Annotated in this window: 15 protein-coding genes; 13 read left to right on the top strand and 2 right to left on the bottom strand. The window is 52.1% G+C overall.

The annotated features are described in order from the left end of the window. Positions 1–55 precede the first annotated feature (55 nt). On the top strand, positions 56–1,429 hold the full coding sequence (locus H8S64_RS03670; protein WP_186975035.1) for an efflux transporter outer membrane subunit: 1,374 nt from the start codon (positions 56–58) through the stop codon (positions 1,427–1,429). A gap of 684 nt (positions 1,430–2,113) precedes the next feature. Here the strand turns inward: H8S64_RS03670 and H8S64_RS22700 are convergent. Next, the gene (locus tag H8S64_RS22700; protein ID WP_366482480.1) at positions 2,114–2,488 is read right to left on the bottom strand and encodes a hypothetical protein; all 375 of its coding nucleotides are present in this window, start codon (positions 2,486–2,488) and stop codon (positions 2,114–2,116) included. Between H8S64_RS22700 and H8S64_RS03665 the strand changes: the two genes are divergently transcribed. From H8S64_RS03665 to H8S64_RS03655, 3 genes are read left to right on the top strand one after another with little or no spacing between them, the layout of a single operon-like run. After that, the gene (locus H8S64_RS03665) at positions 2,396–3,106 is read left to right on the top strand and encodes a FimB/Mfa2 family fimbrial subunit (protein ID WP_366482472.1); all 711 of its coding nucleotides are present in this window, start codon (positions 2,396–2,398) and stop codon (positions 3,104–3,106) included. The two genes, H8S64_RS22700 and H8S64_RS03665, sit on opposite strands and share 93 nt — an antisense overlap. 42 nt (positions 3,107–3,148) lie before the next feature. Beyond that, a complete protein-coding gene (locus H8S64_RS03660; protein ID WP_186975033.1) occupies positions 3,149–5,293 on the top strand; it encodes a fimbrillin family protein in 2,145 nt (714 codons plus the stop codon). A 32-nt stretch (positions 5,294–5,325) separates the two neighbouring features. Beyond that, positions 5,326–6,237 carry a hypothetical protein gene (locus H8S64_RS03655; protein ID WP_186975032.1) on the top strand — a complete coding sequence of 304 codons (912 nt, stop codon included), beginning with the start codon at positions 5,326–5,328 and terminating at the stop codon, positions 6,235–6,237. Between the two features lie 158 nt (positions 6,238–6,395). On the opposite strand, the gene H8S64_RS03650 is transcribed toward H8S64_RS03655, so the two are convergent. Next, positions 6,396–8,696: a bifunctional dihydroorotate dehydrogenase B NAD binding subunit/NADPH-dependent glutamate synthase gene (locus H8S64_RS03650; RefSeq protein ID WP_186975031.1), complete on the bottom strand. Its 2,301-nt coding sequence runs from the start codon at positions 8,694–8,696 to the stop codon at positions 6,396–6,398. Between the two features lie 172 nt (positions 8,697–8,868). Here H8S64_RS03650 and H8S64_RS03645 point away from each other — a divergent pair, with 172 nt between their 5' ends. The 9 genes from H8S64_RS03645 to H8S64_RS03605 all read left to right on the top strand — a co-directional run bounded on the left by H8S64_RS03645 (position 8,869) and on the right by H8S64_RS03605 (position 19,003). Then, positions 8,869–9,207 carry a translation initiation factor gene (locus H8S64_RS03645; protein WP_186975030.1) on the top strand — a complete coding sequence of 113 codons (339 nt, stop codon included), beginning with the start codon at positions 8,869–8,871 and terminating at the stop codon, positions 9,205–9,207. 12 nt (positions 9,208–9,219) lie between these two features. Continuing rightward, positions 9,220–10,554: a sigma-54-dependent transcriptional regulator gene (locus H8S64_RS03640; protein ID WP_186975029.1), complete on the top strand. Its 1,335-nt coding sequence runs from the start codon at positions 9,220–9,222 to the stop codon at positions 10,552–10,554. A 362-nt stretch (positions 10,555–10,916) separates the two neighbouring features. After that, positions 10,917–11,039 (top strand): potassium-transporting ATPase subunit F, encoded by a 123-nt coding sequence (locus H8S64_RS03635; protein WP_222621151.1) that lies wholly within the window; start codon positions 10,917–10,919, stop codon positions 11,037–11,039. Between the two features lie 5 nt (positions 11,040–11,044). Further along, the gene (gene kdpA, locus H8S64_RS03630) at positions 11,045–12,751 is read left to right on the top strand and encodes a potassium-transporting ATPase subunit KdpA (protein ID WP_186975028.1); all 1,707 of its coding nucleotides are present in this window, start codon (positions 11,045–11,047) and stop codon (positions 12,749–12,751) included. 22 nt (positions 12,752–12,773) lie between these two features. Beyond that, complete coding sequence (gene kdpB, locus H8S64_RS03625) at positions 12,774–14,807, top strand: potassium-transporting ATPase subunit KdpB (protein ID WP_186975027.1); 2,034 nt, start codon at positions 12,774–12,776, stop codon at positions 14,805–14,807. A 9-nt stretch (positions 14,808–14,816) separates the two neighbouring features. Beyond that, positions 14,817–15,395, top strand: a complete 579-nt coding sequence (locus tag H8S64_RS03620; protein ID WP_186975026.1) for a K(+)-transporting ATPase subunit C — start codon at positions 14,817–14,819, stop codon at positions 15,393–15,395. Between the two features lie 301 nt (positions 15,396–15,696). Further along, positions 15,697–16,401, top strand: coding sequence for a hypothetical protein (locus H8S64_RS03615; RefSeq protein ID WP_186975025.1), 705 nt, complete (start codon positions 15,697–15,699; stop codon positions 16,399–16,401). 14 nt (positions 16,402–16,415) lie between these two features. Then, entirely contained in the window at positions 16,416–17,540 is a 1,125-nt protein-coding gene (locus H8S64_RS03610) for a sensor protein KdpD (protein WP_186975024.1), read from the top strand. A gap of 14 nt (positions 17,541–17,554) precedes the next feature. Beyond that, positions 17,555–19,003, top strand: coding sequence for a HAMP domain-containing sensor histidine kinase (locus tag H8S64_RS03605; RefSeq protein ID WP_186975023.1), 1,449 nt, complete (start codon positions 17,555–17,557; stop codon positions 19,001–19,003). Positions 19,004–19,028 lie beyond the last annotated feature (25 nt).

The following is a 19,028-nucleotide window of genomic DNA, read 5'->3' as shown; positions in this document are numbered from 1 at the left end:
AGAACCTTATGAACCTTATAAACTTTATAAACCTTATAAACTAAAAAACACCGCCATGAAACAATATACAACCATAACCCTCCTCTTCCTCGTCGGAGCTACCTTCTTTTCCTCCTGCAAGCTGGGCAAAGAATACACCCGACCGGAACTCGATCTGCCGGAACAGATTGCCGACACGCCCGCCACCGGTACGCGGACGGTCGCCGACATCCAATGGCCGGAGATATACACGGATACCGTGCTGCAAGGCCTGATACGCACCACGCTCTCGTATAACAAGGATTTACTGGCAGCGGCGGCACGGGTAAAAGAGAGCAGCTTCGCCCACCGCGTGGAAAAATCCAAACTATTCCCGCAACTCAGTGCCGACGGACTGGCGGAACGGGAATACGACCGTTCCCCCGGCAACACTTTCAACGCGGAAGCCGTTCTCTCGTGGGAACTCGACCTTTGGGGCAAACTCCGCTGGGGTTCACAAGCCAGCCTTGCCACCTACCTCCAGACCGTGGAAGGACAACGAGCCATGCAAATGACACTCGTGGCGCAAGTGGCACAAGCCTATTTCGAGTTACAGGCATTAGACATGGAACTGAGCATCGTGCGGCAGACCTACGACGCCCGTGTCGAAAGCGTGCGCCTCGCCAAATTGCGTTTCGAGGGTGGACTGACTTCCGAAACGGCTTACCGTCAGGCGGAAGTGGAGCTTGCCAAGACCCGCACCCTCATACCCGACCTCGAGCGAAAAATACGCCTGAAAGAAAACGATATTTCCCTGCTCACGGGACACTACCCCGGTCGCATTCCCCGCGGCAAGAACATCGACGAACAAACGCTGACTCACGAATTGCCCGTGGGATTGCCATCCACCCTGCTGGAACGCCGCCCCGACTTGCGGCAGGCTGAATACAAGCTGAAGGCAGCCAACGCGAAGGTCGGTATCGCCTACACCAGTATGTTCCCGCAACTGACGCTCACCGCCCGCTACGGACGCGAGGCAGGTGAATTAAGCGACTTTCTTTCCGCCCCTTACTTTTACGTCGGCGGCAAACTGCTCGCGCCCTTGCTGAACGCCGGGAACAACCGGGCAAAACTCAAGGCATCCCGTGCCGCGCTGGAAGCTGAAACGTACAACTACCAGCAAACCGTCCTCACGGCATTCAAGGAAGTCGACAACGCCCTCACCACCTTCTACAAGATACGCGAAATCCGCGAGTCGCGCTCCCGGCTCGAACAAGCCGCCCGCTCGTACATGGAACTCGCCACCCTGCAATACATCAACGGAGTCATCAGCTACCTCGACGTCCTCGACGCCCAGCGCGGTTACTTCGACGCCCAAATCAGCCTCAATAACGCCGTCCGCGACGAACTCCTCTCCGTGGTCAGCCTGTACTCGGCACTCGGGGGAGGATGGGAGACAATTGAAAATTGAAAATTGAAAATGAACGTGCCGCTGAAGCGGGAAAGCCGGGATATTGCTGAAGGTGGCAGTATCCCGGCTTCTTTTCCGGCTATTTTAGATTGAAGGATCTTCACTGCAACTTGCGTTTGCCCTCTTTTTTCAAACGACACCATGATGCAATATTAAAACAATCAGATTACAAAACAATGAATACATCAACATGCTTTTGTATTGTTTTTACAATACTTGTCTAATTTCAACCCAACATTATCCAAAATAAACACAAGACACATCGCTCTGTTTGATAGCAACTTACACTTTTTTTTTTCCCGTTTTACCCTCTCGAAACCCGCGCCACCAAAGGGCTAGGAACCTTCATAACCTGCCCATAACCTGCTTAAAACCTGCTCATAACCTGCTATAGGCAGGTTATAACAACGTCATTACGACAACATATTTAGTTAATCAGACAGCTCGACGCTTTTCCGGGTTCACACAAGCACGGGTACAAGCACTGTCATGGCTATCGGGCAGGCAGCAAACACATCCACGCTTCAAATACATCGCGTTTTTGTCAAAAAACGACTATTATAGCCCGAAATTGAGCGTTTTTACCTTTTTGCACCAAATTACGATTTGGCAAGTGAAAAAAATACCCTTATTACGATTTGGCAAGTGATATTTTGTTGAATTGTCTCCCCGTGGATTCTATTTTTACTTAGTTTTACATTCTCGAACCACCGCACGCGGTGCTATCCCGGCGAACAAAACACTTATATATAAAAACAGCTTCATGAAACTTTTTCGACGAACTAAAAACAACCTATGACAACAAAAACAATCATCACACGACTCGGGTGCGCCGCCCTGCTCCTCGGCGGATGCGACGTGAAAGACCCGATTCACGATACCCCGCACCCCGACAGCGGACGAATCACACTCGTGACCGAGTGGCACGACTGCTCGGCAGGTACCGGTATCCCCGCCACCTACACGGTGAAGGTGGGCGAATATTCCGCGACGGTAAGCGGCACGACGGTCACGGTAGACCACCTCTTCGAGCCGGGCAACTACCGCCTCGTCGTCCACAACACGCCGGACGCCATCACCGTGAACGGCACCGTGGCGACCGCGGCAGCGGCTGCCACCCCCGCGGGACAGACCGGAACATTCATACACGCCACCCCGGGATGGCTGCACGCCGGCGTCACGAATGTCGCGATAAAGAAGGACAAGGAACATACCGTCACGGTGGTCGCGCGCCAACAAACGCGCCAACTCACGCTCGTTATCGAACCCGCGGGAGGCACGGCGGGTAAAATCGAAAGCATCGAAGGCACGCTTTCCGGCGTTGCCGGAACGCTGGACATAGACGCCGGAACGTGTACTGCCCCCTCGAACGTGGCACTGGCGTTCACGAAGATAACTGACGGCGCGAATACCGGGAAATGGTCGGCTACCGTACGGCTGCTGGGTGTAGCGGACGGGCAACAGAGGCTAAACGCCAAAATCCGCTTTACCGGCGACACCCCCACCCCCGTCACCCTCGACAGCGACCTTTCCACGGCACTCGCCGCGTTCAATACCGACAAGCACATGCCCGTCACGCTGGACGGCGCGGTGGTGGAAACGCCCACGGGTGCGGTACTCTCCGCCACGATTACCGACTGGAATCCCGTCAACGGCAGTCCCGTGGTGGCAGACTGACAACATTGGAAACTGATAAGTAATAATTAAAAAAGCAATGATATGACAATAGCAAATTGCAAGAAACTCCTGCTGCTCGCGGCGCTTCCGGCCATGATGCTGGCATCGTGCAGCAAGGAAGAGCCGGGTGGCAACGACGCCGACAGCCGCATCCCCGCGGCATTTACAGCCGTGGTGCAATCCACCGCTTTGCCGCCGCATACGAATACCGGTGGCTCGTCACCTGCCACCCGCACAGCCCTCGGCCCCGATGGCAACACCGTGTGGACCGCGGGCGACGTCGTGAGCATCTCCATGCTCACCCCCGGCGGCACGCTGCCCGACGACCTCGTCCCCGGCAGTGCCAACGTGCTTCACAACGTAAACCCGGAGGACGGAGCACTGACCCCTGCCGACGGCACGCCGATGTATTACCCGCAAAACACAGCGGTGGACATCATCGCTTGGCACACGAGCAAAGCCCCTGACGACAATTATATCCTCACCCTGAACACCACCGACCAGACCACCGTCGAAAAACAGCTCGCGCTCGACCCCCTCTACAGTAAATTCGAGGGCGTTCCCCGCGGCAATAATCTCGTCGTCCTCGTATTTCACCACCTGATGAGCAAAGTCAAGTTCGATATCACCCTCGGATTGGGGCTGTCCGGCGGTACGCTGACGGATGTACGACTGGCAGGCTTCCCCGAAGAAGGAAGTTTCGATATGCGTGATGGTTCTGTTAATAAGGCGCTTATCACCGATAAGCCTGTTCGTGCGCTGAAATCGGGGGTGGCGGCAGATGGAACGGACGCCAGCTACACCGCCCTGCTTATCCCACAGGAGGCAAATTCCACCCCTCGCACGATAGTGGTCACCGTGAATGGCAAGGAATACACCGGCACCCTCCCCGCAACCGATGCCTACGCTGCCAACACGATGTACACTTATCCCGTCAGCGTGCGCGAAACCGGCGTTGAAGTGGGGATGCCCACTACCGACGTGCCTTGGACGGAAGGCGAACTGCCCACCGTGACCCTCGACGGTAAAATATTCCGAATTATCCGCAATGCCGACGACCTCAAGCGTTTTGCTGACGATGTGAATAACGGACAGCAGAACCTCAATGCCATACAGACAGCGGATATTGACTTGGGTGGCATTGACAATTGGAAGCCTATCGGTATGCAGTACAGCTCTGATCTTCGGCCATTTACCGGCATTTATAACGGTAATGGATTCACTATCTCCAATCTGAAAATCAGTAATATGCAAAAAGGATCAGCTGCCGGCCTTTTCGGGATGACAGACGGCGATGCTCTGCTGACCGGCATTCACCTGCGCAAGGTGGAGATAATATCAGGCAAGGCAATAAATGTCGGAACCCTCGTTGGATTTAATGGTAGTGCTTCCACTGTTTCCCTATGCTCCGCTCAGGGGAAAATCAATACGAGCGAACATGACCCAAATGTCGGCGGATTAGCGGGATTTAACAATGGTACTATTACCCGTTGCCGGACGGACGTCGAGATAATAGCAGATCGCATAAGACTATTCGGACAACGTTCAGCAGGCGCCGGAGGAATAACAGGAAGAAACTTCGGTGGCCTACTATTTGCCTGCCACGCCATCGGCAGCGTCACTATGGAGGTAAATACATCTGAAGGTAACTCTATATATGCTGGAGGAATTGCCGGGTATAATTCGAATGATTCTGGCTCCACTATCTACTGTTGTATAGCTGAAGGTGATGTCTCCGTTACATCTGAAACAGAAGACATCAATATCTATGCCGGAGGATTGGTAGGCTGTCACTATGGACACTATGGAGGACTACTCAATAGTTGCTACGCCAGCGGCACCGCTACAGCCAGCACTATAGAGGCAAAGGTAGGCGCTATCGTCGGATTCATGAGCGGCGATAATGTAGATTGCTGCTACGGCGCCGGCGTCGGTGGTAAAGGCACATCCAATTGCGGAAATACAGCACGTCTTATCTGCAATATCAACCCTGGAAAGGGCGAGATACTCCAACTCATGAGTAGATCCTATTCGGCGCCCGGCACCATCACTTGTTACGACCCCGACGCCACGCCCGCCTATGGTATCGACACCTACAGCTCTGGGGATGTAAAATCAAGCGACTTCTGGTTAGCAGGCGACGGAACATGGCCCGTCTTGTACTTTACCCGGAAAACTCTTAAATAACCCATCCATTCACATTAAAACGTAATAACGATATGAAACATAAACTCCTTTCCACCGCCGCCGTACTCCTCCTCGTCCTGCTGACCTGGAGCTGCACCACCGACAACGACCCCGTGCCGGCGCCCGTCACGTCCGCCCCCCGGGAACTGAGCATCACCATCGGTCCCCGCCCGGCATACACTGCCGGAGCCACCCTCCCCGCCACCCGTGCCGTCCAGACCCCCGACGCCGCGCAGTGGGAAACGGGCGATGTCATCTGGCTCCACGTCGGTTTCGATTGGACACCTGCCGGAGGCACCCAAGCGAATAAAACCTATATCTCCGCCCTCCGCTACAACGGTGCCGAGTGGTCTCCCCTCAGTGTGCAGGACTCTATAGACCTCAAGACCTCCGGCATCAAGCCTGCCATTGGCGGACCCATTAATTTCTCCGGCTTCAAACGCCACCCCCGTTGGCCCGCCGAAGCCCTTGCCGACGGCACCACCGATGCAAAAGTCCGGTTCGAAGCATACTATCTGGGCAAAAGCATCCCCGTTGATGGCATCCTCTCTCTGGGCTATACCACAGACGTGATGACAGGTAGCGATAGCTTCTCTCCCGGCATCCCGATCACCATCAGCCTTGAACACAGGTATGCCCGTCTGCACGTTGCAAACGAGGTTGACGGGGCTGAGCTCATGCTTAGTAATGCAAAATACTATTACGAGTGGAATCTTAGTAACATGACCGCTAAAGAACGGGAAAACGGATATTTCTTAAGCGTCCCCGCCAAAGGTGGATATCACTTCGCGGCGATCGACAACAGCTCCAAAGTCTTTCTTAACCGCCGCAACTACAACCTCCTCCCCGGTCGCACCGACGAGTCCGGCAACGAGGTATACAACGGCTTCACCTACACCCTCATCCCGCTGAAGAACGGCACGGTGACGCCCGGTGACTGGTAAAGGAACAAAAATCGGCCCTCGCTTACTCGCCAGTTTCCTCTATAAACAGAGGAGGAACTGAAATACATTCCGAAACGCTAGAAAAGCGACCTGTAACTTGCCGCCTTCGGCAAATGCAACTTGCAACTCGCCGAAGGCGACTCTAAACAAAGGCGACTTCAAGCTTTGAACATCTCGTCAATATGTCGCGCGGCACGACGACCGTCACCCATGGCGAGAATCACGGTAGCACCACCCCGCACGATGTCCCCTCCGGCGAAGAGGTCGGACAGGTTGGATTGCATCGTTTCTTCGTTGACCACGATTGTGCCCTTGCGGGAAACTTCCAGTCCGGCAACAGAATTCGGGATAATCGGGTTGGGCGACACGCCCACCGCCACCACCACCACGTCGGCGTCAATCGTGTACTCGGAACCTTCCACCGGTACCGGGCTACGACGTCCGCTGGCATCGGGTTCTCCCAATTCCATCTTCTGCACCCGTACTTGTTTCACGCGTCCCCGTTCGTCAGCGATATACTCCACGGGATTCGTCAACGTGATAAACTCGCATCCTTCTTCCTTGGCGTGTTTCACTTCTTCCAGACGGGCAGGCATTTCCTCCTCGCTCCGGCGGTAGACAATCATCGCGCGTTCGGCACCCAGCCGTTTCGCCGTGCGCACGGAGTCCATCGCCGTGTTACCGCCACCCACGACCACCACGTTACGACCGTGATATACCGGGGTATCGGAATCCTCGCTGTCGGCACCCATCAGGTTTACCCGCGTCAGGTACTCGTTGGAGGAAAGGATACCGTTGTAGTTCTCCCCGGGAATATTCATGAAACGGGGAAGCCCCGCTCCCGAAGCCACGTAGAACGCCTCGAACCCTTCCGCTTTCAAATCAGCCACGCTGTCGGTCATTCCCACGATAAAGTTCGTGACGAATTTCACGCCCATTTTCTTCAGGTTCTCGATCTCCACGTCCACCACGCTATTGGGCAAACGAAATTCCGGGATACCGTATTTCAACACGCCGCCAATCTCGTGCAACGCCTCGAACACGGTAACGTCATACCCTCTCTTTGCCAGATCCCCGGCACAAGACAGCCCGGAAGGACCGGAACCGATCACCGCTACTTTTATACCGTTAGCCGGGGCAACCTCGGGCACGGATATATGTCCGGATTCCCGCTCGTGATCCGAGGCGAAACGCTCCAGATAACCGATAGCCACCGACGGCTTTTTCAATTTCTGTAAATAGAAACACTTGGACTCGCATTGTTTCTCCTGCGGGCATACCCGTCCGCACACTGCCGGGAGGGCACTCGTGCGCTTCAACACGGCAGCCGCCTGCAAGAACTCACCCCGCTCGATGTTCTTGATGAAACCGGGGATGTCGATACTCACGGGACAACCTTCCATGCACGTCGGCGTCACACAGTCCATACAACGCGTTGCCTCCCGCACGGCCATATCCGCCGTCAGCCCCAAGTTTACCTCGATGCGCTGACTCTTGATACGCTCGGCGGCAGGTGTCTCGGGCATCACCACCCGCTCGATCGCGGTACGTTCTTTTCCCGCCACTTTCTGGCGAAGTTCCTGACGCCACGCCTCGTTACGGTCGCTCACGCCACTCTTCACCTCTATATTCTCGTGTTTTATTTCCGCTTCATGTTGTAATTTAACGGCTTCATCATCCTTGAAACCACCCAGACGGGCAAGAATCTCGTCAAAGTCTATCTGGTGCGCGTCGAACTCCGGACCGTCCACGCAGGTAAAACGGGTCTTCCCGCCTACCGTCACGCGGCAGGCACCGCACATCCCTGTACCGTCGACCATAATGGCGTTCAAACTCGCTACCGTCGGTATGTCGTGTTTCCGGGTTACTTTCTCGCAGAATTTCATCATGATAGCCGGACCGATGGTCACCGCGAAATCCACTTTCTCGCGGGCGATCACTTCCTCCATACCCTCGGTGATTAATCCCTTTTTCCCGTAACTGCCGTCATCCGTCATGACAATCACCTCGTCGGAAGAAGCCCGTATCTCGTCCTCCAGTATCACCAAGTCTTTCGTGCGCCCGGCAATCACGGAGATCACCCGGTTGCCCGCTTCCTTGAACGCTTTCACGATAGGCAACAGGGGAGCTACCCCGACGCCGCCGCCACAAGCCAACACGGTACCTACTTTTTCGATATGAGTCGGTTTGCCGAGAGGTCCCACCAAATCCGTCACGTATTCGCCAACCTCCAACGCGCATAATTTTCGGGAAGAAACTCCCATCACCTGTACCACCAGCGTGATCGTTCCTCGCGCCACGTCCGCATCGGCAATCGTCAACGGCATACGTTCCCCTTTTTCCCCGACACGCACGATCACGAAATTACCCGGCTTCCGGGATTTGGCAATCAAGGGAGCCTCCACTTCCAGCTTTACAACCTTCTCTGAAAAATAAGTTTTACTTACAATTTTGTTCATAATCCATCTGTTAGTCCATTGAATTTATTTCTGCCCCGCTATCGTTTTCGACTTCAAGCCGCAAAGATAACGAACACGGTTAAAAAAACAACCAATTCATTTTCAATTTTCAACTTTCAATTTTCAATTGTATATATTACTTTTGCCAAAAGGAACAATAATAAAGACTACCATGAGCAACAAGAACGACAAGAAAGGACGCGTGAACGTGGTGTACTCCACGAACCCGGACTTCCGGTACGAGTATGACGAGGAGAACGAAACGGAAACGCTTGCCCCGGAGAAGCAGAACCTGCGGGTGACGCTCGACTCGAAGCAACGCAAGGGAAAGACGGTGACGCTCGTGCAGGGCTTCGTGGGGACAGAGGACGACCTGAAGGAACTTGCCAAATTGCTGAAGAATAAATGCGGCGTGGGTGGATCGGTGAAGGACGGGGAAATCATCATCCAAGGGGAGCTGAAAGAAAAGATACTCGCTATCCTGCGTGACAACAAATACAGGGCGAAATAGCCCCGTTTCTATATGGACAATATTTTAATCATCGACGACGAACCGCAGATACGCAAATTACTTTCCCGCATCATCGGGCTGGAAGGTTACGAGGTATTCCAAGCGGCTGACTGTCAATCCGCGCTGAAACAACTGAAACTGCACCGCCCGCGAGTCGTGCTGTGTGACGTCTTCCTGCCTGACGGGAACGGGGTTGAACTCGTTTCCGCGATAAAGACGCTTTACCCGGAAATGGAAGTGATCCTGCTCACCGCGCACGGGAATATCCCCGACGGGGTGCAGGCAATCAAGAACGGGGCGTTCGATTACATCACGAAAGGCGACGATAACAACAAAATCATCCCGCTTATCAGCCGTGCCATGGAGCAGGCAAAAAAGAATCTCGGCGAAAGCGTGAAATGCAAAGAGAGCCGCGCTTATTCCTTTGACACGATACTGGGCACGTCGCCCTGCCTGCAAGAAGCCGTGGAACTCGCCCGGAAAGTATCGGCAACTGACGTCACCGTGTTGCTCACCGGCGAAACGGGCACGGGGAAAGAGGTCTTCGCGCAAGCCATACACCGGAACAGCCGCCGCGAGGCACGGACTTTTATAGCGGTGAACTGCTCGGCGTTCAGCAAAGATTTGCTGGAAAGCGAGTTGTTCGGGCACAAGGCGGGGTCGTTCACGGGAGCCCTCAAGGATAAAAAGGGATTGTTCGAAGCCGCCGACAACGGCACGATCTTCCTCGACGAGATCGGGGAAATGGCTTACGAGTTGCAAGCAAAGCTGTTACGGGTGCTTGAAGCCGGGGAATACTTCAAGATCGGCGACACGAAGCCCACGAAAGTGAACGTGCGCGTTATTTCCGCCACCAACCGGGATTTGAAGCGGGAGATCGAGGCGGGACATTTCCGGGAAGACCTGTATTACCGCCTTTCCGTGTTTCAAATCCACCTGCCGCCGCTACGGGAACGCAAAGAGGATATCGAAGTTCTGGCACGGTCTTTCGTGCAACATTTCTCCCGACAACTGGGAAAAACGATAGAGGGCATGACACCCGAATACCTGAAAGCCCTGCAAGCTGCCGAGTGGAAAGGTAATATCCGGGAATTGCGCAACGTGGTGGAACGCGGCATGATCGTCTGCGACCGACAACTGACGGTGCAAGACCTTCCTTTCGAATTGCAACATAAGCGAAGCGAAACCACCACACAAAATCATTCCGAATTTGAACTTGCCGCCGTGGAAAAACGCCATATCGCCCGCGTACTCCAACACACCCGGGGCAATAAAACTGAAGCCTCCCGGCTGTTGAAAATCGGGCTCACCACGCTGTATCGAAAAATCGAGGAATACGGACTGTAAACCGGCCACACGAAGCGGGTGCACTATTCAGTGATTTGGTGATTCCAACCGTAAAGGAAAGATTCAGAATTGAAAATCATAAATCACCTAATCGCCAATCTCTGAATCATAGCATCTTTCCATTCTGGTAGGCAACCTTTTCAAAATGGAAGGGTCGCACGCTCGTGCGTTCTCCGCCGCATCGCAATAACACTCTTTATACCAACACATTGCCCCTACTCCACCCGTTTTGGTACGCCGATGGCATACACAAGGGGAGTAAACAACAGTATTCACTAAAAAAGAGTAGTTATGGATTTATTTTCATTCGGATTTCTGGTATGTATCCTAAGCGGCGCGGGCTGCTTCTGGTTTTTCTACAAATGTATCGATTGGTTCGAGAAAATTTAAAAGGGAGATTAATCATGTACACGGCATTATTTATCATTAGTATTATAGCATTCGGGTATTTGATGTATGTTCTTGTCAAACCCGAGAAATTTTAAACGGTATGAATACGGAAATTTTAGGTGTTATCGCGCAAATACTCCTGATGGGGCTGATTGCCTACCCGTTGGGAAAATATATTGCCAAAGTTTATAGAGGCGAGCAGACGTGGTCGGATTTCATGAAACCGATCGAACGATTGATTTACAAGTGGAGCGGTATCGACCCGGAAGAGGAGATGAACTGGAAACAATTCTTGAAGGCGTTGTTGATCGTGAACCTTTTCTGGTTTATCTGGGGTATGGTGCTTCTGGTGACGCAAGGTGTGCTGCCGTTGAACCCGGACGGGAACGAGGGACAGACCGCACACCAAGCATTCAACACGTGTATCAGTTTCATGGTGAACTGTAACTTGCAACATTACAGCGGCGAGAGCGGGTTGACGTACTTCACGCAATTGTTCGTTATCATGCTGTTCCAGTTTATCACTGCCGCCTGCGGTATGGCGGCAATGGCAGGAATCATGAAAGCACTTGCCGCCAAGACGACGCGGACGATCGGCAACTTCTGGAAATACTTGGTGTTGAGTTGTACCCGTATCCTGTTGCCACTGTCGCTAATCGTCGGTTTTATCCTGATTATCGAGGGTACGCCCATGGGATTCGACGGCAAAATGGAAGTAACGACAATGGAAGGCACCACGCAAATGGTATCACAGGGACCGACCGCGGCTATCGTGCCGATCAAGCAATTGGGAACGAACGGGGGAGGCTATTTCGGGGTAAACTCTGCCCACCCGCTGGAAAACCCGACTTACTTGTCCAACATGGTGGAATGTATAGCCATATTACTTATACCCATGGCGATGGCGTTCGCGTTCGGGTTCTACCTGCGCCGCCGGAAACTGGGATATTGCATTTACGGGGTGATGCTTTTCGCTTATCTGGTTGGCGTGTGCATTAACGTGAGTCAGGAAATGGGCGGTAACCCGCGGATTGACGAGCTGGGCATCGCGCAGGAAAACGGAGCGATGGAAGGAAAAGAGGTACGCATCGGCTCTGCCGGTACAGCCTTGTGGAGTATCACCACGACGGTGACTTCCAACGGTTCGGTGAACGGTATGCACGACTCCACGATGCCGCTTTCCGGAATGATGGAGATGTTGAACATGCAAATCAACACGTGGTTCGGTGGTGTCGGCGTGGGTTGGATGAATTACTTCACGTTTATCATTATCGCCGTGTTCATCAGTGGATTGATGGTAGGACGTACCCCCGAATTTCTCGGCAAGAAGGTGGAAGCGCGGGAGATGAAAATAGCATCCATCGTGGCCCTGCTGCACCCGTTCATTATCTTGGTCGGAACGGCGTTAGCGGCTTACCTGTACGTGCATGCCCCACAGTTCGTGGCGAACGAAGGCGGTTGGTTGAACAATCCCGGTTTCCACGGGTTGAGCGAGATGCTCTACGAGTACACGTCATCGGCAGCGAATAACGGTTCCGGTTTCGAGGGATTGGGCGACAACACGTGGTTCTGGAACTATTCTTGCGGTATCGTGCTGATTCTCGGTCGTTTCTTGCCCATCGTCGGGCAGGTCGCCATCGCCGGGTTGCTGGCAAGTAAGAAATTCGTGCCGGAAAGCGCCGGTACACTGAAGACGGACACGGTGACTTTCAGCATGATGACATTTGCCGTTATCTTTATCGTGGCAGCCCTGTCATTCTTCCCCGCGCACGCTTTGAGTACGATTGCCGAGCATTTAAGTTTGTAACATTTATTGGAATTTTTGAGATATGAAAAACAATCAAACCACTTCCCTGTTTCCCAAAGAACAGGTAATGGAAAGTTTAAAACAATCATTCGTGAAATTGAACCCGCGGGTGATGATAAAGAACCCGATCATGTTCATGGTGGAGGTTTGCTCCGTGATCATGTTCGCCGTCATGATATACTCGATATTCAACGATGAGCAGGGTTCATTCGCTTACAACGCTTGCGTGTTCGTCATCCTGTTTATCACGCTGCTATTCGCCAATTTCGCCGAGGCAATCGCCGAAACACGAGGCAAAGCGCAGGCAGACAGTTTGAGAAAAACGAGAGAGGAAACTCCCGCCAAACGCATCGTGGACGGGAAAATCCAACACGTGAGCAGTTCACAATTGAAGAAAGGCGATGTTTTCGAGTGCGAGGCAGGTGACGTGATTCCCTCGGACGGGGAGATCATCGAGGGACTGGCTTCCATCGACGAGAGTGCTATCACGGGGGAATCCGCTCCCGTTATCCGGGAGGCCGGCGGGGACAAAAGTTCCGTGACAGGCGGTACGAAAGTGCTGTCCGACCGTATCAAGGTACTGGTTACCACCCAACCGGGAGAGAGCTTCCTTGACAAGATGATCGCCCTCGTGGAAGGCGCATCCCGCAAGAAAACCCCGAACGAAATCGCGTTGACTATCTTGTTGGCAGCATTCACGCTGGTATTCGTGATCGTGTGCGTGACGTTGAAACCGTTCGCCGACTACACGGGAACGGTAATCACTATCGCGGCTTTCCTATCCTTGTTCGTGTGTCTTATCCCGACCACCATCGGGGGACTACTTTCCGCCATCGGTATCGCCGGAATGGACAGGGCACTACGTGCCAACGTGATTACCAAATCGGGAAAAGCGGTAGAAACAGCCGGGGACATAGATACCCTGTTGTTGGATAAAACGGGAACGATCACTATCGGTAACCGGAAAGCGACACGGTTCTACGCAGTGGAAGGTATGGAAGAGAAAGCATTCATAGAGGCTTGTATGCTCTCGTCCGTGTCTGACGAAACGCCGGAAGGGAAGTCCGTTATCGAACTGGCTCATGAATCCGGCTTGCGCGTGCGGGGATTGCACACGGAAGGCGCACGGATGATTAAATTCACTGCCGAAACCCGTTGTTCCGGTATCAACCTGAAGGACGGTACCGAGATCCGGAAAGGTGCGTTTGACACGATCCGCAAGTTAACGGAAGAAGCCGGGAATAAATTCCCGACGGAAATCACGAAACTGGTCGAAATGATTTCGGCAAACGGAGGTACCCCGCTAGTGGTAAGCATCAACAAGAAGGTTGCCGGGGTTATCGAGTTGCAAGATATTATCAAACCGGGTATTCAAGAGCGTTTCGAACGCCTGCGCAAAATGGGTGTGAAAACAGTGATGGTGACGGGTGATAACCCGCTGACGGCAAAATACATCGCCGAGAAAGCCGGGGTGGATGACTTTATCGCCGAGGCTAAACCGGAAGACAAAATGGAATACATCAAGAAAGAACAAGCCGCCGGAAAGCTGGTTGCCATGATGGGTGACGGAACGAACGATGCTCCCGCCTTAGCACAAGCCAACGTGGGAGTTGCCATGAATAGCGGTACGCAAGCCGCCAAGGAAGCCGGTAACATGGTAGACCTTGACAACGACCCCACGAAGTTGATTGAAATCGTGGAGATCGGAAAACAGTTGCTCATGACACGAGGTACATTGACAACTTTCTCTATCGCCAACGACGTGGCAAAGTACTTCGCCATCGTTCCCGCCCTGTTCATGCTGTCAATCCCCGAACTTGCTGCGTTGAATATCATGGGATTGCACAGTCCGGAAAGTGCTATTCTCTCTGCCATCATCTTCAACGCGATCATTATCCCCATCTTGATCCCATTGGCACTGAGAGGCGTACAGTACAAACCGATCGGGGCTTCCGCCCTGCTCCGCCGCAACCTGCTGATTTACGGTGCAGGGGGTATCATCGTTCCGTTCGTCGGAATTAAACTGATTGATCTAATTGTTGGTTTATTCTTTTAATTGAAAGTCATGAAAAATTTTATAAAGTCATTTAGAATCACGATCGTCTTCTGTATCTTCTTCTCCGTGTTTTATATCCTCGTACTGTGGTTATTCGCCCAAGTAGCCGCACCAAACGACGGCAACGCGGAAATCATCGAGCTGGACGGCAAAATAGTGGGAGCCGCCAACGTGGGACAAACCTTCACGCGGGACATCTATTTCTGGGGACGACCTTCCTGTGCCGGTGACGGGTATGACGCATCAAGTTCCAGCGGTAGCAACAAAGGACCTACCAACCAAGAATATCTCGACGAGGTAAAAGCACGGGTAGACACCTTCCTCGTGCATCATCCCTACTTGAAACGCAGTGAAGTTCCTGCCGAGATGGTAACCGCAAGCGGTTCCGGGCTAGACCCGAACATCACACCGGAATGCGCTTACGTGCAGGCAAAACGTGTAGCCGAAGCCCGGAAGATGAGCGAAGAAAAAGTGTTGTCCATCGTGGAGGAAGCCGTGGAGAAACCGTTCCTCGGTCTGTTCGGTACGGAAAAAGTAAACGTGTTGAAACTAAATGTAGCATTGGAAAAAGCAGCTAATAATAAATGAAAGTTACCGCTATTCCGCGGTAGGGAGAACCCAAGAATCTGGTAAAACTCCCTCCCGGCTTCGCCGTACTCCCTCTATAAACAGAGAGAGAGCTTAGTTACTCAACGTCTTCGGTATGAGGCACCAGCTCCTCCTCTGTTTATAGAGGAAACCAGCGATTAAGCGAGTGCAGAAAGAGAGCTTGCTCTCGGTTTGCCGAGCGGGAGCTGGTTCGAGACCGGCTTCCGGGCTCACTTGGCGGCGAAGCAGACGGAGGAGTTTTACCGAAGCGGAAATAGTAGTAACACAAAAAGAATTTAACATGAAAAAGAGTTTTAGAATTATTGCATTGGGACTTCTTATGATGATTCCGTTTATGACAAAAGCACAAGACAAACTGAAAGTAAACGGTAAAATAGACTTCGCCAGCGATTATATTTGGCGGGGAGCCTACCAAAATTCGGGCTTCTCCGTCCAACCCACGCTGGGACTCGCCTACAAGAACTTCTCACTGAGCGCATGGGGCAGCCAGAGTCTGACAAAAGCGGACGGAGCGCAGGAATTTGACATCAACTTGAGCTACTCGTTCAATCGCTTCTGCCTCACCCTCACTGACTACTGGTGGAACGGCATCACCAATCCCTACGGCGACTACAAGAACGACCACCACTTCGAGGCATCGCTGACGTACACGTTCGGGGAAAAATGCCCCTTGACGCTGGGATGGGCAACGATGTTCGCCGGAAGTGACGATAATGACGAGGGAGAGCGTGCCTACTCGACTTATATCAGCGCATCATACGTGTTCAACTGCCCGGCAGAGATCTCGCTTACTCCTGCCGTCGGTTTTACCCCGTGGAAAGGGATGTATTACGCGGAGAAAGCCGGATTCATGGATATTTCTCTGAAAGCAAGCAAGTCAATCAAACTCGGGGAACGCTTTTCTTTGCCTATATTTGTACAGGCAATCGCTTCCCCGGTTTTTGACAAAACCTATCTTATCGCCGGGTGGTGCATCGAGTTCTAAATAAAAACAAGTTCATGGGCAAAGAAGAAAACGTACAATATTTCCTAGACCTAATCAAACGGTCGCGACGAGGCAAGTTTAAAATCTACATCGGCATGATTGCCGGTGTAGGTAAAACTTACCGTATGTTGCAGGAAGCGCACGAATTACTGGAGAACGGCATCGACGTACAGATCGGGTATATCGAAACACATGGACGTACCGGAACGGAAGCCCTCGCACAAGGGCTTCCCGTCATCCCGAGAAAGAAAATATTCTACAAGGCGAAAGAAATGGAAGAAATGGATCTGGAAGGAATCCTGCTGCAACACCCCGAACTGGTGATCGTCGACGAATTGGCACACACCAACGTGGAAGGTAGCCAGAACGAGAAGCGGTGGCAAGACGTCATAGAGTTACTGAATGCCGGAATCAGCGTGATCTCCGCCGTCAATATCCAACATATCGAGAGCCTGAACGAAGAGGTGAAGAACATTGCCGGAATCGAGGTCAAGGAGCGTATCCCGGACAGCGTGTTACAGGAAGCGGACGAGGTCGTGAACATCGACTTGACCGCCGAAGAACTGATCAACCGATTGAAAGCCGGGAAGATTTACCGTCCGGAAAAGATTCAACTGGCGTTGAATAACTTCTTTAAAACAGAGAATATCCTGCAATTACGGGAATTAGCCTTAAAAGAGGTCGCCTTCCGTGTAGAGAAAAAGGTAGAAACGGAAGTTGTCGCCGGGGATATGGGTATCCGGCACGAGAAATTTCTCGCCTGCGTCAGCAGCAATGAAAAGACTCCCCGCCACATCATCCGCAAAGCCGCCCGACTCGCCGCACATTACAATACCACGTTTATAGCCCTCTACGTGCAAACACCGCGGGAAAACGCCGACCGCATCGGGCTCGCCACGCAACGCCATCTACTGAACCACTTCAAGCTGGCTACCGAACTGGGGGGCGAAGTGATGCAAATCGCTTCCCCGCACGTGTGGAAAACCATCGTCAATACTTGCCGCACGAGGCAAATCACCACCATCTGCATGGGGCAACCGAGTTTCAGAATGCCTGCTTCATGGATAAAAATCAACAGATACAGAAAATTCCTAAACGCAATGAGAGAAATGAACATTGATTTGATTATACTCGCATAATAAAACTGAGAATCATGAATATAAAGGCAAAATTAACGATAGGGATAGGGGTTCTGGTTGCCATGATCATATTGCTGGTCGCCCTGTCGGTAGTAAACTTACAAATACTGACCGCAACCGAGCCGGACAGTCCGGCTGCCGCCCCCGGTCTGAACCGGGCTTTGTTATGGATCGCTATTGTCGGAATTATATGTATCGGTATAGGGATAACCATGTTGATACGCCTCCCCTCCTCGATTAACAAACCGATCAAGGAATTAACCGACGCCATCACCGAAATCGCAAACCATAACTACGAGAAACGCTTGAATATAAAGGATAATCAAGAATTTTCAGTAGTATCCGAGAACTTCAACCGTATGGCACAACGCCTTGCCGATTATCACGCCAGCACGCTGGCACAGATGATGTCGGCAAAGAAATACATGGAAACCATCATCAACAGCCTCAGCGATCCGATTATCGGACTGAATAACGAGATGAAAATCCTCTTTATCAACGACGAAGCCCTGAATATACTGAACCTGAAACGAGAGGAAATATTGAACCAAGCGGCACAGGATATTGCCCTACGAAATGATCTGCTGCGCAGACTGATACGGGAACTGGTCGGCGAACACCCGCGGGAGAAGCAGGAACCCTTGAAAATCTATGCCGACAATAAAGAAAGTTATTTCCAAGCCAAATACATGACCATCACCCAACCGGGTAAAAACGGCAAAGCCCCCGAAAAGAAAGGGTACGTGATCATGCTCAAGAATATCACGGAATTTAAAGAACTGGATTCCGCCAAAACTACTTTTATTTCCACGATTTCCCACGAGTTGAAGACACCCCTCTCCGCTATTCTCATGAGCCTGCAATTGCTGGAAGACAAGCGAATCGGTGCACTAAACCCGGAACAAGAGGATTTATCCAATAGTATCAAAGAGAACACGGAACGACTGTTGAACATCACGAGCGAATTGCTGAATATGACTCAAGTCGAGGCGGGTAAACTCCAACTGAAACCAAAAATCACGAAACCGATAGAATTGATAGACTACGCTATAAAAGCGAACCGGGTACAGGCAGAGAAATTCAACATCCAGATTGAAGTGGAATACCCCGAAGATAAAATCGGCAAATTGTTCGTTGACAGCGAGAAGATAGCATGGGTATTGACAAACCTGTTAAGCAATGCCATCCGCTACTCGGCGGAGAACAGTAGAGTTATTATCGGAGCCTGCCAAACACAAGACGGATATATCGAATTGTACGTCCAAGACTTCGGAAAAGGCATCGATCCCCGCTACCACAAAAGCATCTTCGATCACTATTTCCGCGTCCCCGGAACAAAAACACAGGGCAGCGGTCTAGGACTTTCCATCTCCCGCGACTTCGTGGAAGCACACAGCGGAACACTGACGGTACAAAGCGAATTAGGAAAAGGAAGCACGTTTACGATGCGATTGAAAGCCTAGATACCATTTTAGATTTAGCGATTTT

Origin of the sequence: Butyricimonas hominis (assembly GCF_014287455.1) — a bacterium.
Taxonomy (GTDB): domain Bacteria; phylum Bacteroidota; class Bacteroidia; order Bacteroidales; family Marinifilaceae; genus Butyricimonas; species Butyricimonas muris.
The sequence above is the reverse complement of the archived record's forward strand: the minus strand, read 5'-3'. Positions and strand labels throughout refer to the sequence as shown.